This is a genomic window from Clostridium amazonense (genome assembly GCF_056431285.1).
Window position 1 is genome coordinate 1 of sequence record NZ_JBWKMH010000015.1, and the last position, 14,863, is coordinate 14,863.

The window sequence follows — 14,863 nt, forward strand, 5'->3', positions numbered from 1 at the left end:
TTAAAAGAATACATTCTTCAATTGATTATAGAACCCCAAATGAGTTCTATAATCTAAAAAATAGTAATTTTAAGAATAAGCTAGTAATTAGCATTTAGAGTCTACTTTTATGGGGCCAATCCGACATTTAAACATATTGGAGACAGTTCTATATATTCTCAGGTTTTACTTACAGAGATTAGTTTATTTTTATTTCTTATGATATCTTATATAGTAACTAAAATATCTGGTGAAGTAAGGCAAGATGGAGAAGAAGAAAAATTAAAAACACTAGAACTTAACAAATCTCAAAATGAAATATTAAAAGACATAGAAAATGCAACTGAATTATTAAGCAAAAATACTGAAACTATAGAAAATATATTTAAAACTATAGAAAAGTCATCTGGCGTAATACATATTGCAATAGATCAAATTTTAAATGGCTGCGAAGATACTACTTTAAGCATTGAAGATCAAACAATTGCAACTAATAATATAAAAAGTGACATAGATGAAACTTTAGTTAATTCAAAAAGTATGGAAAATAGCTTTACTGAAAGTAAAAATACATTTATAAATACTTTTAAATTAGTTGGAAACTTAGAAGAAAAATCTGTATTAATTAAAAATAAAAACAATGATGTTCAGAAAATATCAGAGGACTTAGTTGAAAAAACAAATAAGGTTATTTCAATAATTAACATTATAAAGGCTATATCAGAAAAAACAAATTTATTAGCTCTAAATGCAGCAATAGAATCTGCAAGAGCTGGAGAGTATGGTAAAGGTTTTTCGGTAGTTGCAGAAGAAATACGAAAACTTGCAGAGCAAAGTAAGTCATCATCTGAAGAGATTAGTACAATTATAGGCAACTTAGAAGAAGAAGTATTAAATATATCTACATCTATTGAAGATGTTTCTAATATTATAGAGGATGAAGATATATTAGTTAAAAGTACTAACAACAATTTAGAAAAATTAAAAGAAGATTTATTAATGTTAGAAAAAGTTATGTCTAAGGTATCTAATAAAATAAGTAAGGTAAGTATGGATAATAATAAAATAAATGAAAAGGTTGAAAATGTATCAGCTATTTCAGAAGAGACTTTGGCTAATTCTCAAAACACTAAAGCAGAAATAGAAATTTTATTTAATGAAGTTTTAATAGCTAAAGATTGTTTAATAGAGTTAGTAGATGTATCGGAAAAAATGAGTACTTATATAAAATAGAAAGTTATCTTAATGTAGAGTTGAATTTACATTAAGATAACTTTTTTAGATGAAAATTTTATATATAATATGCAATCCACAATTTAGGTTTATAAAAGTACACATATGAAAGCAACCTTTTTTATAATAATAACTATTTTTATATAATTTTAAATTAGTTAATTATGGTTCATTATATAAAATTATACATATTATAATATGGAATAATTATAAAAAGGCAGGTGAAAATCCTAATTTGTATTACAGTTTTAGAATACAAATTGGATTACAATGGATTATAATAGCCAGTTTAAAAATGAAGAGTTATTTAATATTACAAAAAGGAAATTAGAAAATGAAAAAGATTTATTAATAACAAAGCATAGAAATATTGAAATATGGAATTGTTTTTACAGACAAATTGGTGTAAGTTATGAAGAATTTGACATTATAAAAAGTAATGTCAGAAATGAGTTAATAAATATATTTGAAAAGTTAAAGCCTATGGTAAGTATTTTAAATGTTGATGAGGCTGTAAATTTTTATACTGATATATTAAAATTTATATTTGATTTACATGCAAATAATGTAAAATGTTTTTCAAAAGCTAAAACTGAAAGCATAAATGGAATGAATTTAGAACAACTTTTGAAATTTCATGAAAATAAATTTAGAGTAACTTTAAAAATGCATATGAATGTATTTAAGTGTTATGACAATGTAGAGATGAATAAAGAAAATTCATCTAATGAAATTTTACAAAATATATTAAGTAAAGCAAAAGTAGAAATTGAGAAATTATTTAGAAATATAATGAAAGAAGATTTAAAGTTATCTTCAGAGCAAATATTCCAAATTCATTTACTTATATTAAAAGAGGTAATTTTATTTCATATAGAATATGTTCCATGCTTTAAAATTATAAAAACTGAAGGCATTAATAAAATGAAAGTAGAAGACATATTAAATATGCATAAAAATAGATTTACAAAAGTATATAATATCCATGTTGATACATTTGAATGTAACAAGTAAATAAATGTAAATATAAGTATTGTTTAATTAATTTTCCCTATATGGTATTTAAAATACTATGTAGGGAAATTATTGATCTAATAATTATTTAAAATTTGTAGAAGAATACTGTATAATGATGAAAAAATTAATAAATTATAACTAGAAACTAAAAAAAATGACATAATAGTATTTTACGAAATGAAAATTTTGTGTGATAATATATAAGTATGTTTTACAAGTTAGTGAGGTAGATAAGATGAAAATAGGATTTGACCACAAAAAATATATAGAAGAACAATCTAAATATATTTTGGAAAGAGTTAATAATTATGATAAATTATATCTAGAATTTGGAGGAAAACTTTTATTTGATCTTCATGCAAAAAGAGTTTTACCTGGATTTGATGAAAATGCAAAAATAAAATTATTACATAAATTAAAAGAAAAAGTAGAAGTAGTTATATGTGTATATGCTGGTGATATAGAAAGAAACAAAATCAGAGGAGATTTTGGAATTACATATGATATGGACGTATTAAGACTAATTGATGATTTAAGATCTTATGAATTAGATGTAAATAGTGTTGTTATAACAAGATATGATGGTCAACCAGCAACAACTGTATTTATAAATAAACTTGAACGTAGAGGAATAAAAGTATACAAACATGAAGCAACTAAAGGATATCCAACAGATGTAGATACCATTGTAAGTGATGAAGGATATGGAAAAAATCCATATATAGAAACTACTAAACCTATAGTTGTAGTAACAGCTCCAGGTCCAGGAAGTGGCAAACTTGCTACATGTTTAAGTCAGCTTTATCATGAATATAGACGTGGAAAAGTAGCAGGATATTCAAAATTTGAAACATTCCCTGTATGGAATGTTCCACTAAAACATCCATTAAATATAGCATATGAAGCGGCTACAGTTGATTTAAAAGATGTAAACATGATAGATTCATTCCATTTTGATGCTTATAATAAAGTAGCAGTAAACTATAATCGTGATATTGAAAGTTTCCCAGTATTAAAGAGAATTATAGAAAAAATAACTGGAGAAGAATCAACATATAAATCACCAACAGATATGGGTGTTAATAGAGTTGGATTTGGAATAATTGATGATGAGGTTGTAAAAGAAGCTTCAAAACAAGAAATCATTAGAAGATATTTTAAAACTGGTTGTGAATATAAAAAAGGTTATGTAGATAAAGAAACATTCCAAAGAGCGAAACTTATAATGGAAGAACTTAATTTAAAAGAAGAAGATAGAAAAGTAGTTACTATAGCAAGAGAACATGCTGCCAAAATAAGAGAAAATTGTGCTAAAAATGAAATTTGTTCAGCAGTTGCATTAGAAATTGAAGATGGAACTATTTTAACAGGAAGAACTTCAAGTGTTATGGATGCAACAGCAGCAGTTGTTTTAAATGCTATAAAATACTTTGCAAATATACAAGATGAAATACATCTAATATCACCAGTAATATTAGAACCTATAATGAATTTAAAATCTAAAACTTTAGGAAATAAAAATGTTACATTAAGTTGTGAGGAAATTCTTATAGCACTTAGTATATGTGCAGCAACTAATCCAACAGCACAAGTTGCACTTGATAAGTTAAAAGAATTAAAAGGATGTCAAGCACACTCAACAACTATAATAGGTAAAAATGCAGAACAAACATTTAGAAAACTAGGTATAGATGTAACTTGTGATGCTGAATATCCTTCTGAAAACCTATATTATAATTAGTATAAAAAATGAAGCTACTAAGAGTGGCTTCATTTTTTGTAGATTTTATGTAATATTTAAATGAAATAAATTTTAAAAGTAATATAAAATACTATTGACATGGAATATAAAACAGTTTATAATCACTAGAAAGTAATAATTCGTATAACCCCAATAATATGGTTTGGGGGTCTCTACCAGGTACCAATAATTCCTGATTACGAAGAAGACAGGATAATTATGTCTTCTTTGGAATTAGGAATTTTTTTTGTATATAAATTTATATTTATATGTGAAAATTAATAAAAATATTACTGTGAAAATAAGAAAATATATAAATTACAAGTAATGAGGGGGAATAAAATATGTTAACAAAACTTCCAAAAATAGAATTGCATTGTCATTTAGATGGTAGTGTTAGACCAGAAACAATAATAGAAATAGCTAAGAAAGAAAATATAAAATTAGAATCTTTTGATGTTAATTATATAAAAAATAAAGTTATAGCACCAGTAGAGTGTACTTCTTTAAATGAATATTTAGAAAGATTTAATATACCTAATTTAGTTATGCAATCAAAGGAAAGTTTAGAAAGAATAGCATTTGAACTTATGGAGGATGCTGCTAAAGAAAATGTAAAATATATAGAAATAAGATTTGCACCATTACTTCATACAATAAAAGGATTAACAATTGAAGAAGTAATAGAAAGTGTTTTAAATGGTATAAAAAAAGGTGAAGATAAGTATGAGATAAAAGGTAATTTAATTTTAGGTTGTTTAAGACATTTAGATGTTAATACTGTATTTGAAGTAATTGAAAAAGGAAAAAAATATCTTAATAATGGTGTTGTTGCAATAGATTTATGTGGTCCGGAAGAAGAGGGCTTTTGTGAAAGATTTGAAGAGCCAATTTCCCTTGCTAGACAGTATGGGTATAGAGTTACAATTCATGCAGGTGAAACAGGTTTTGGAAAGAATGTATTAGATGCTATAAACATTTTAGGTGCAGAAAGAATAGGACATGGGGTTTTTATTAGAAATGATGAAAGTGCTTATAAAATTGTAAAAGATAAAAAAATTGCCCTAGAAATGTGTCCAACTAGTAATGTTCAAACTAAAGCTGTAAATTCATATGAAAATCATCCATTTTATGATTTCTATAAAGATGGAATAAAAGTTACAATAAATACAGATAATAGAACTGTATCAGATATAAATCTTACAAGTGAATGTGATGTTATATTTAATAATTTAGGAGTAACTAAAGATGAATATAGAGAAATATATCTAGATTCAATAGAAGCTACTTTTGCAAATGATAGCACTAAGAAGTGGTTAAAACAATTTATTTAGGGAGAATTTATTCTCCCTTTTATATTTATAAATGATACGTTAGAATTTATAAGATAAAAGAAAAATATTCTTTAATTATATGTATTTGTAATATATTATGATATAATTTATTGTAAAATATATTAATTATTATTAAATTTAGGAGAGATAGAATGTATATAGTATTAGGAAATACAGTAATAGATAGTAAAGAAATGAAAGAAAAAATTGAGAAGAGTTCAGAATTTAAAGTGGTTAAAGATATGTGTAAAGGAACTAAAAGAGAAGATGTTTTAGCATATACTTTAAGTGTAAAAATAGATATATTAAATGAAATAATGAAAGAAGATTATGATTTAAGTGAATTAAATGAAGATGAGTTATTTGATGAATATCTAACTCTTGCAGAAGAGATTGCTACAGATTTAGAAGAGTATATGCCAGAAGAATCAATTCTAGACATAAGAGCATATAAATGGGATCCTTCAGATAATGATATAAAATTAATAATGGCTGTAGCTAATGAAGAAATTGGTGAATTAAAATTAAAAGATGTAATGAAAAAATTAATAAAACAAGCAGAATAAAAAAACATTTCCTGGAAAATATTACCAAGGAAATTATAAAATTCTAATGGTAGGTTTAATGAAGCCTACTATTTTTTTATGAAGATTAAATTTATAGATTATATATAAATTTAATTTTACTGAAACTTTATGAAATCTTTAAACTTTTAAAGTATTATATAAATGTGGTTAATTTATTAATTGAAATATTTAATGAGGTGATAAGTTTGAAATCTAACGTTCTTATAGTAGATGATAATGAAAAAATTATAGATTTGCTTTCAGATATACTTTTAGATGAGGAATACAATATATTTTCAGCTAAAAATAGTGATGAAGCTTTAGAAAAAATAAAATTTAAGCCAGATATAATTTTGTTGGATATTATGATGCCAGGAAAAGATGGATTTGAATTTTGTAGAGAAATTAGAAATGTTGTTAACTGTCCTATAGTATTTATAACAGCAAAAATAGAAGAAGAAGATATTTTAAAAGGTCTTGCACTAGGTGGAGATGATTATATAAAAAAACCTTTTAATATTAAAGAGGTAAAGGCAAGAGTAGCTGCACATTTAAGACGAGATAAAAGAAATTTAAATATAGAAAAAAATTATATTATTTTTGATAATTTAAAAATAGATTTAGGTGGTAGGGAAATAATATATAAAGGCAATAAGATTGGATTAACTAAAAGAGAGTTTGATATAATAGAGCTTTTAGCTTTTAATAAGGGACAAGTATTTACTAAAGAACAGATATATGAAAAAGTTTGGGGATATGATGCAGAAGGAGATGCATCTACTGTATCAGAGCATATAAAAAAGATAAGAGCCAAATTTGTAAATGAGAAAATAGAATTTCAATATATATCTACAGTTTGGGGTGTAGGCTATAAATGGAACAATGAAAGTGAAGGGATAATTAGATAATGTTAAAAAAATATACTTTAAAGAAACAGTTTACAATAAGTTTTATAGCTATAATTATTACTAGCATGATAAGTACACTTATTTGTATTACTTTTTCAATGCATATAATAAATACTAATGATTTAGTTCATGTTGCTAATTATTATGAAAAACAAGTTCCAAAGATAGAAGAGTTTGTTAGAAACAATAGTAATGTTATTTTAAATAATAATTTTAAGGAGAAAATAGAAGAAATTATTCCAAGTGGAGGTATGTCATATAGAGTTATAAATTTAAATACTAATGAGCATTATGGTAACTTAGAACACTTTAATTTAAATAAAGATAAAATTTTATATAACATTAATTATACAAATTATAAAAATGGATTTGTTACAAAAATCATACCAATATCTAATGATAAGAAAAGTTTAGATGGAGTTCTCTGTGTTAAATATACATTAGAAATGGAACCAGTTGAAAATAAGAAATTTCAATATGAAGTTCTTAAAGTTGTAGTATTATTTTCACCTTTTGTTTTTATTATTCTTTACACATATATATTTGGTAAAAAATTTAGTAAAAACATAAATGAGCCAATTGAAATATTAGTAAATGCATCTAATAAGATTAAAAATTATGATTTAGATTTTGAATTAAAATATCCTTATGATAATGAATTAGGAAATCTTATTAAATCTTTTGAAGCAATGAGATATGAGTTGAAAATTACATTAGAAAAAAACTGGAAGGTTGAAAAAGAAAAGAAAGATATGATTTCTGCATTGTCTCATGATTTAAGAACACCGCTTACTTTAATAAAAGGACATGTTGAATTATTGGAAGATGGAAGTTATAAAAATGAGAATAGACTTTTGAAATACTTAAAAATAATTGAAAATTCAACAAATAGATCTATAGCTCTTGTTGAAGATTTAAATGCTCTTTTTAAGGTTGAAAATTCTGATTTTAAGTTGTGTTCAGAATTGATTTCTATTAAAAATTTTATAAATTTTAAATTTGAAGAATATAAAATTATAGCTTTAAAAAATAATGTGGATTTAGTTGTGAATATGAATAATATAAGTGATGAAATGTGTTTAAATATTGACAAGTTAAGGCTTTCTCAAGTGTTAGATAATATTGTTATGAATAGTTTTAGATATACTCCATTTGGTGGAAAGATTATACTAAATACTAATTATAAAGATAATTGTTTAGATTTTCAAATTAATGATAATGGTATTGGTTTTACAGAAGAAGATTTTAAAAGTGTTTTTACTAAATTCTATAGGGGAGATAAAAGTCGTTCACAAAATGGAAACTCAGGACTTGGGTTATATATATCAAAAATCTTAGTAGAAAAGCATGGTGGAAACATGAAAATATATAATAATAATTATGGTGGTGCAACTATAGAGTTTTATATTAAAAGTATAAAAGGTGAAAATTGAATTTCCAATTTTAAAGAATGATTTTTTATTAGATTTACAGAGTAAATTAGTTCAAAACAATATAAAAAAATAGTTTTTAATTATTTCTATTTTAAATATTAAGAACGAAGTGAGTAATATTCACCATTCACTCTTACTTTTTACTTGCTTTCCAACATGATATCAGAATAAACTATAAGCTTAATAGTATCATTTTATAAAGATATTATTTTAACTTTGAATTATTCTAAAGTTACCAAATTGTAACTTTAAAATTCACCTATAAGTAATAATTAAATGATATAGTAGTATTATAAGGATATAGTTAAAAACTAGGGGGATATTTTTATGAGAAGAGGAATAAAGAAGATAGTTATTGCATTGTTAATATTGTTAAATATTACTAGTTATGGAGTAAAAGCTAATGATGATATAGAAAGAGAAGTTAAAAAAAATGCATATATATTAGAGTCTGTAGATCCTAATAGTAGTTATAAAGATTTAATGCCATTAAAAAGTATATTAAATGATAAAAAGATTATAGGAATAGGTGAAGCAACTCATAATACTAAAGAATTTTTTCAAGTAAAACATAAATTTATGAAGTTTTTAATAGAAGAACTTAATTATAAAGCTTTTGCAATGGAAATAGATTTTTCAAGTGCATCTTATATAAATGACTATATAATAAATGGTAATGAAAGTGGCAAAAATGCTCTTTTAAAAACAGAACTTTGGTTTTGGAAAACAGAAGAAATGTTGGATTTTATAGATTGGTTAAAAACATATAATAGTGATAAACCTATAAATGAAAAAGTAAGATTTTATGGATTTGATATGCAAAATTATTTATCAGCTATAGATGTAGCTTATAAATATTTAGAAAAAGTAGAAGATAGTAAAGGTCTTGAAATAAATATAGATCCCAAAAATACGGATAAAGATAGTGATATATCTAAAATTATAGATATATCAAGAGATATAAAAGAAAAAATTAATGAAAACAAAGACGTGTATATAAGTAAAACATCTGAAGTTGAATATGATTATATAAAACATTGTTTAGATAATGTAGATAAATTTAAAGAGTATGAAAATAGTAATGTTTATGAATATAATAAGAATGAATTAAGAGATAAGTTTATGGCTGAAAATGTAAAGTGGTTAGTATCATATGAAAGAAAGTACTTTAATAATGATAAGATGATGCTTTGGGGTCACAATATGCATATAACAGAAAAAATACATTATAAAGCTATGGGTGAGATTTTAAATGAAATCTATAAAGACGATTATTATAGTATAGGTATAGATTTTTATAAAGGTTCATTTTTAGCCTTTAATGATTTTAAAAAAAGTGATAATCCAACTAAATTTAATATAAAAAGTAGTCCCAAAAGTCATTTATCAGCTAAGTTAAAACCTTTAAATGAAGATATTATATATTTTGATATAAACAAAGCTATGAAGAGTAATAAGTTAGGAAAAATATTTAGTGAAAAGGAAAATTTATATGTTATTGATGGATCAACGTCTATATTATGTAAAAATTCTGGAGTGTATAATTTTGATTTAAGAGATTCTTTTGATGGAATCATATATATAGAAGACACAAATGCAGCAAAATCCCTGGTTTTTAAAGATTCCAATATAAAAATTGAGACTTTAAGTGATATTAAAGTTGGATTAATTATATTGTCAGTTCCTATATGTGGTGCTTTAATTTTATTTATAATAATAAAATTAAGTAAGAATAAAAAAGTAAAAGAATAAACTTTTATGAAATAAAGCTTACTATTTTTTTATAACATAGTAAGCTTTATTTTATTTTAAATTTAGTATAGGGTTCCAAGTTCATCTTCATAATTATTAGTTCCAAAACTTGGATACCCTTAAGATTGAGACTAGCTCGGAATTATTTTATAATAAGCATTTCTTTTGAAAGCAATATATTTACAGATAAAAGAATAGTTTTGAATTCGAGCTTGTTTCCATATAGTACTCTATAAATTATTTTTTTTATTAGATAATATGTTAATTATAGATATTCCAATAATAATTATGTAACCAATTATAGATAAATAATCAGGAACTTCACTAAATAGTATAAATCCATAAAAAGCAGCAAATAAAAGTCCAATATAATCAAACATAGATATTTCAGATGCAGGAGCATTTTTATAGGCTAAGGTTAAGAAAACTTGACCTAATGTAAAACAAATTCCAGCAGCTATTAAAATACAAAGATTATAAAATGTTAAATGCTCATTGTTAATAAATATTGATGGAAACATAGTTATAGTAGCTATGCCTGTAAAAGATAAAATTACAGTAAAAAAGCTTTCTTTATCACCTAAAACTCTTATCATAGTGTATGCAATACCAGCAGTTAGAGCTGATATAACACCTAGAATTGATGGTAGCATAGATGAATTAAATTCAGGTTTTATTACAAATAAGCTACCTAAGAAAGCTATAATTAGAGAAATTAGTTGTTTTTTAGTAATTTTTTCTTTAATTATAATAAAAGAAAAGATTATAGTGAAAAAAGGACTAAGTTTTGTAAGAATTGTGGCATCAGCCAAAAGTAAAGATTCCATAGAACTATAAAGTGTTAATATAGAAGCTGTTCCCATAACACCTCTTAGAAAAAGATATTTTCTGTTCTCCTTTTTTCCTATAAAAGATTGCTTTTTTCTAAAAATTATAAAACAAACCACTATAGTTGCTACTGCATTTGAAATAAAAGTTTTTTGATAAGGTGTGCACCCTGATGCTAACTTAGCAAATAAGTTCATTGTAGCAAATAAAAATGATGCAAGTATTATAAATATAATTCCTTTAAATTTATTTATAGTAGGTGTAGATTTCATATTTTCATCTCCTTAATATATATTTAAATGTTAAATAATTTTAAAGTTGTAAATTTATTTATATACAACAAAGTTAATTTTACTATAATTATAGATATAGAAACAAGTTTTAAGTAATAAGTAAAATTTTACAACATATATTAATATAGTAGAGAAATATTACTTTTTAAATTAAAGTTTTATTTTAAATTGATTTATAAGAAGGATTATTATGAAAAAATCAATTATTAAAAAAAGGCTAATTATTATTTTAACATTAATAATAGCAGTAATTTCTACATGTATATACACTTACAAAATAGATAAGAACATGAGTTATAAAGAAGAAAAAAATGAAAAAACTCCTAATAATAAAGTAATAAAAGACAAAGGAAATAATACAAAAAAGGAAGAAAATAAAAAAACTCAATTAGATAAAAGTCTAGATAAAAAAACTCAAAAAAATGAGAAAACAGACGATAAAACTGAAAATAGTAACTTAGAAAAACAAAATGAAAAATTAGAAAAAGAAAATAAAGAGAATAGGCTATATACTGAACTTGAAAAAATTAATGAATTAGATAATACTGAATATGATTTTTGGTATGTACCTAACTCAGAACATATGAAACCTAAAATAGATGAAAATTTAAATTCTATATTAAGTAAGTATGATACTATGTATGTAGGTGATACAAGTAGAAAAGTTCTATATTTAACAATGGATGAAGGATATGAAAATAATTATACTAACTTAATTTTAGATGTATTAAAATCAAATGATGTTAAAGCCACATTTTTTGTATTGTCATCGTATATAGAAAATAACCCCAATATAGTATTAAGGATGGTAAATGAAGGTCATGTTGTAGCAAATCATTCAAAATCACACTTATCAACAACATCTTTAACTAATTATGTAAATACATTTAAATGTGAACTTCAAAGTGTTGAACAGAGCTTTAAAAATCTCACTGGACAAGAAATAAAAAAATATTATAGACCACCAATGGGAAAATACTCTGAAAAATCTTTAAGTATGACAAAAGAATTAGGCTATAAGACAGTTTTTTGGAGTTTTGCATATAAGGATTGGGAAATAGATAATCAACCTACATGTGAATATGCTCAAAATACAATTTTAAATGGGCTTCATAATGGAAGTATAATACTGCTTCATCCAGTATCTAAAACAAATTCACAAATACTTGATAAAGTTATAAAAGAAGCTAAAAATCAAGGATATAACTTTGAATTATTGCCATAATACTAATTATAGATATTAAAAATTTTATATAAGAAGGTGTGGTGGTTATTATTAAAAAATTTTATATGATTTTTATTACTATAATTTGCATATTTTTAGTTGGATGTAAAGTTGGAGAAAGTGCAAATAACACTTATGTAGTCAAGCCAAGCACATTATTTAAAACTGAAGAATTAAAAAAAATAGAGCCACATTTAGGACTTATAAGTGGATGTGTAGATGTTATTTATAAAGGTGATAAAGAAAATTTATATGTAAAATATGAAATTTGGGAAAATGGTAAAATTAAAGAATCACATGAATCTATAGGGAATGTAATTACTAAGGATGACAAAAATAAATTAATAAATGTAAGTGTAAGTTTGCAAGATAATTTAATACTTAAAAATAAGCAAAGTATAAATAAAAATATATTAACCATAGAAACAAATAAAGGAAATGTGAGAACATTAATTGATTCAGCACCTATTGATTATTCTACTGTACGTCTTAATTTACAAGAACCTATAACTAAAAAGGACGAAGAAGAAACATCTATATTTGCTATAACTGCACATAAAGAGACTATGACACCAAACATGAGCATAGATGATGGTGTTTCTAAAGCCGATTGGGCAGTAGTATTTAAAGTATATTTTAAATAAAGTTAAAGTGAGGATATAGAATTTATATATCTTCACTTAAAAAGGAAAGTTGTACAAGCTATTAAAGGGGGATATCATGTCGGAAAGTTTAAAAAATAACAAAAATGGAATTAATGGAAATACAATCAAAGTTATTGCAATTGTTGCAATGCTAATAGATCATATTGGGTGGGCCTTTGTACCCTTTGATTCAGTATTAGGTCAAATAATGCATATTATTGGAAGAATAACAGCACCAACTATGTGTTATTTTATTGCAGAGGGATATACTCATACTAAAAATATAAAAAAATATGCTACTAGATTAGGCATATTTGCATTAATATCACATATACCATTTGTATTTTTTGAAACAGGTAGAATAGGTATATTTTTTCCTTCAGGGGTAATATATACATTATTTTTAAGTTTATTATCAATTTGGGCTTATGATAAAATTAATAATAAAGGATTAAAAACTTTAGCAATATTAGGATTATGTATTTTAGCAATACCAGGGGATTGGAGTTTTATTGCAATATTTATGACTCTTGCATTTTATATAAATAGAGGAAAATTTAAAAAACAATGTTTGTGGTTATGTATTATAAGTGTTGTATTTGTGTTTATTTTTGGAATTTCTGCATATCAATATGGTAGGCCAATATACACTCAATTCTTCCAATTTGGTATATTACTATCATTGCCAATAATATATTTTTATAATGGTGAAAGAGGTAAGAAAACAGTCCTTACCAAATGGGGATTTTATATATTTTATCCATTGCACTTAATTATATTGGGATTAATTAAAATTTATATATATTTCTACATGTAAGAATAAAAATAGGAATTCAAGCAATAATTGAATTCCTATTTTAAATTTAAAAGTTTATTAGCTTAGGGTCATTTTTCATAGAATATACAGTAGCAGACCCTTTGCTTAAATAAAATAAAGACATTTTAGGATTTTCAGGGCTTTCATATAATCCTAGTAAATCTGGAGCAATTTCAAATACCTTTTTCTTTGCATCTAAGTTATCATTATCAAATTTAGCTTGTCCATTTATACGTATCCATTCATTTGAAGGTGATAATGCACAAATTTCAAATGATGGATTTTTCTCTAATTGCTTATAAACATTTTTTTCAGTATTAGTTAAAAAATACAATTTATTATCATAAATCATTGAAAAACCAAAAGGTCTAACACGTGGCAGATTACCTTCCATAGTTGCAAGATAAAAAACAGAACTGTCATTTAAAAATTTTAATAATTTTTCCATAAAAAATCCTCCTATTTAGGGTTTAAAAATAAAATTTAGAACCCTGTAAAATCTTAAGTTGTTTCTCTATAAACATTATAAATATTATAAAAATAAGAACAAGTATGCAGAATTTTATTAGTAACTCACAAAAATGTGAGTAATACAGTTGAAGTTATCTAAAAACTTATTTATATAATGTGTTAAAATTAATATTATAAAATAAATCTATTTAACAGGAGAAAGCTTATAATGGAAAAGAGTTTAAAAAGGGAAATTGAAAGTAGATTGGACATTTCAAAGATTTGCCCACTTGAATATGCTATGAGAATAATAGGTGGTAAATGGAAAATAAGAATTATAGTTGCGATAGATGAAGAAAAAAATATTAGATATAATGAACTTAAAAGAACAGTTTATGGAATAACAGATATGGTTCTTTCAAGCTCACTAAAAGAACTTGTAAAAGATGGTGTGATAGAAAGAGTTCAATTTAACGAGATTCCACCACGTGTAGAATATTCGTTAACAGAAGTAGGAGAAACTTTAATGCCTGCACTTTTAGAAATCACAAAATGGGGAAAAGTACAATTAGAGAAGAAAATGTTGTAATATAATTTTTTTTATGTAATATATATTATTTATAAGTAATAATATGTTTAAGGA

At 24.1% G+C, this 14,863-nt stretch carries 14 protein-coding genes and 1 riboswitch; of the genes, 12 read left to right on the plus strand and 2 right to left on the minus strand.

What is annotated here, in order from left to right; genetic code table 11:
• Nucleotides 1–198 precede the first annotated feature (198 nt).
• The 8 genes from AC07E4_RS07475 to AC07E4_RS07510 all read left to right on the plus strand — a co-directional run bounded on the left by AC07E4_RS07475 (nt 199) and on the right by AC07E4_RS07510 (nt 9,963).
• Entirely contained in the window at nt 199–1,212 is a 1,014-nt protein-coding gene (locus tag AC07E4_RS07475; RefSeq protein ID WP_478216045.1) for a methyl-accepting chemotaxis protein, read from the plus strand.
• A 270-nt stretch (nt 1,213–1,482) separates the two neighbouring features.
• On the plus strand, nt 1,483–2,226 hold the full coding sequence (locus tag AC07E4_RS07480) for a hypothetical protein (RefSeq protein WP_040327336.1): 744 nt from the start codon (nt 1,483–1,485) through the stop codon (nt 2,224–2,226).
• 238 nt (nt 2,227–2,464) lie between these two features.
• On the plus strand, nt 2,465–3,970 hold the full coding sequence (locus tag AC07E4_RS07485; protein ID WP_478216046.1) for a DUF1846 domain-containing protein: 1,506 nt from the start codon (nt 2,465–2,467) through the stop codon (nt 3,968–3,970).
• Nucleotides 3,971–4,090: 120 nt separating this feature from the next.
• Nucleotides 4,091–4,190, plus strand: a riboswitch (purine riboswitch).
• Between the two features lie 124 nt (nt 4,191–4,314).
• The gene (add, locus tag AC07E4_RS07490) at nt 4,315–5,304 is read left to right on the plus strand and encodes an adenosine deaminase (protein WP_478216047.1); all 990 of its coding nucleotides are present in this window, start codon (nt 4,315–4,317) and stop codon (nt 5,302–5,304) included.
• Between the two features lie 152 nt (nt 5,305–5,456).
• Nucleotides 5,457–5,870 (plus strand): hypothetical protein, encoded by a 414-nt coding sequence (locus AC07E4_RS07495; protein ID WP_040327339.1) that lies wholly within the window; start codon nt 5,457–5,459, stop codon nt 5,868–5,870.
• A 206-nt stretch (nt 5,871–6,076) separates the two neighbouring features.
• Nucleotides 6,077–6,778 (plus strand): response regulator transcription factor, encoded by a 702-nt coding sequence (locus AC07E4_RS07500; protein WP_478216048.1) that lies wholly within the window; start codon nt 6,077–6,079, stop codon nt 6,776–6,778.
• Nucleotides 6,778–8,211: a sensor histidine kinase gene (locus AC07E4_RS07505; RefSeq protein WP_478216049.1), complete on the plus strand. Its 1,434-nt coding sequence runs from the start codon at nt 6,778–6,780 to the stop codon at nt 8,209–8,211. The genes AC07E4_RS07500 and AC07E4_RS07505 overlap by 1 nt, the downstream gene beginning before the upstream one ends.
• A 327-nt stretch (nt 8,212–8,538) precedes the next feature.
• Nucleotides 8,539–9,963 carry an erythromycin esterase family protein gene (locus tag AC07E4_RS07510; protein ID WP_040327342.1) on the plus strand — a complete coding sequence of 475 codons (1,425 nt, stop codon included), beginning with the start codon at nt 8,539–8,541 and terminating at the stop codon, nt 9,961–9,963.
• Between the two features lie 230 nt (nt 9,964–10,193).
• On the opposite strand, the gene AC07E4_RS07515 is transcribed toward AC07E4_RS07510, so the two are convergent.
• Nucleotides 10,194–11,063 (minus strand): DMT family transporter, encoded by an 870-nt coding sequence (locus AC07E4_RS07515; RefSeq protein WP_040327343.1) that lies wholly within the window; start codon nt 11,061–11,063, stop codon nt 10,194–10,196.
• A 211-nt stretch (nt 11,064–11,274) separates the two neighbouring features.
• On the opposite strand from AC07E4_RS07515, the gene AC07E4_RS07520 reads away from it, so the two are divergent.
• From AC07E4_RS07520 to AC07E4_RS07530, 3 genes are all read left to right on the plus strand, one after another.
• Nucleotides 11,275–12,309 carry a polysaccharide deacetylase family protein gene (locus AC07E4_RS07520; RefSeq protein WP_478216050.1) on the plus strand — a complete coding sequence of 345 codons (1,035 nt, stop codon included), beginning with the start codon at nt 11,275–11,277 and terminating at the stop codon, nt 12,307–12,309.
• A gap of 41 nt (nt 12,310–12,350) precedes the next feature.
• Nucleotides 12,351–12,953 (plus strand): hypothetical protein, encoded by a 603-nt coding sequence (locus tag AC07E4_RS07525; protein ID WP_040327344.1) that lies wholly within the window; start codon nt 12,351–12,353, stop codon nt 12,951–12,953.
• A gap of 76 nt (nt 12,954–13,029) precedes the next feature.
• On the plus strand, nt 13,030–13,770 hold the full coding sequence (locus AC07E4_RS07530; RefSeq protein WP_040327345.1) for a TraX family protein: 741 nt from the start codon (nt 13,030–13,032) through the stop codon (nt 13,768–13,770).
• A gap of 46 nt (nt 13,771–13,816) precedes the next feature.
• On the opposite strand, the gene AC07E4_RS07535 is transcribed toward AC07E4_RS07530, so the two are convergent.
• Nucleotides 13,817–14,218, minus strand: a complete 402-nt coding sequence (locus AC07E4_RS07535; RefSeq protein WP_478216051.1) for a pyridoxamine 5'-phosphate oxidase family protein — start codon at nt 14,216–14,218, stop codon at nt 13,817–13,819.
• Nucleotides 14,219–14,449: 231 nt separating this feature from the next.
• Between AC07E4_RS07535 and AC07E4_RS07540 the strand changes: the two genes are divergently transcribed.
• Nucleotides 14,450–14,809: a winged helix-turn-helix transcriptional regulator gene (locus tag AC07E4_RS07540; RefSeq protein ID WP_040327347.1), complete on the plus strand. Its 360-nt coding sequence runs from the start codon at nt 14,450–14,452 to the stop codon at nt 14,807–14,809.
• Nucleotides 14,810–14,863: the final 54 nt, after the last annotated feature.

What these genes read in the sequence shown, in the direction of transcription:
- AC07E4_RS07480 (WP_040327336.1), top strand. Translation starts at nt 1,483, where the DNA reads ATGGATTATAATAGCCAGTTTAAAAATGAAGAGTTATTTAATATTACA.
- AC07E4_RS07530 (WP_040327345.1), top strand. Translation starts at nt 13,030, where the DNA reads ATGTCGGAAAGTTTAAAAAATAACAAAAATGGAATTAATGGAAATACA.
- AC07E4_RS07485 (WP_478216046.1), top strand. Translation starts at nt 2,465, where the DNA reads ATGAAAATAGGATTTGACCACAAAAAATATATAGAAGAACAATCTAAA.
- AC07E4_RS07520 (WP_478216050.1), top strand. Translation starts at nt 11,275, where the DNA reads ATGAAAAAATCAATTATTAAAAAAAGGCTAATTATTATTTTAACATTA.
- AC07E4_RS07535 (WP_478216051.1), bottom strand. Translation starts at nt 14,218, where the DNA reads ATGGAAAAATTATTAAAATTTTTAAATGACAGTTCTGTTTTTTATCTT.
- AC07E4_RS07510 (WP_040327342.1), top strand. Translation starts at nt 8,539, where the DNA reads ATGAGAAGAGGAATAAAGAAGATAGTTATTGCATTGTTAATATTGTTA.
- AC07E4_RS07515 (WP_040327343.1), bottom strand. Translation starts at nt 11,063, where the DNA reads ATGAAATCTACACCTACTATAAATAAATTTAAAGGAATTATATTTATA.
- add (WP_478216047.1), top strand. Translation starts at nt 4,315, where the DNA reads ATGTTAACAAAACTTCCAAAAATAGAATTGCATTGTCATTTAGATGGT.
- AC07E4_RS07475 (WP_478216045.1), top strand. Translation starts at nt 199, where the DNA reads ATGATATCTTATATAGTAACTAAAATATCTGGTGAAGTAAGGCAAGAT.
- AC07E4_RS07540 (WP_040327347.1), top strand. Translation starts at nt 14,450, where the DNA reads ATGGAAAAGAGTTTAAAAAGGGAAATTGAAAGTAGATTGGACATTTCA.
- AC07E4_RS07495 (WP_040327339.1), top strand. Translation starts at nt 5,457, where the DNA reads ATGTATATAGTATTAGGAAATACAGTAATAGATAGTAAAGAAATGAAA.
- AC07E4_RS07505 (WP_478216049.1), top strand. Translation starts at nt 6,778, where the DNA reads ATGTTAAAAAAATATACTTTAAAGAAACAGTTTACAATAAGTTTTATA.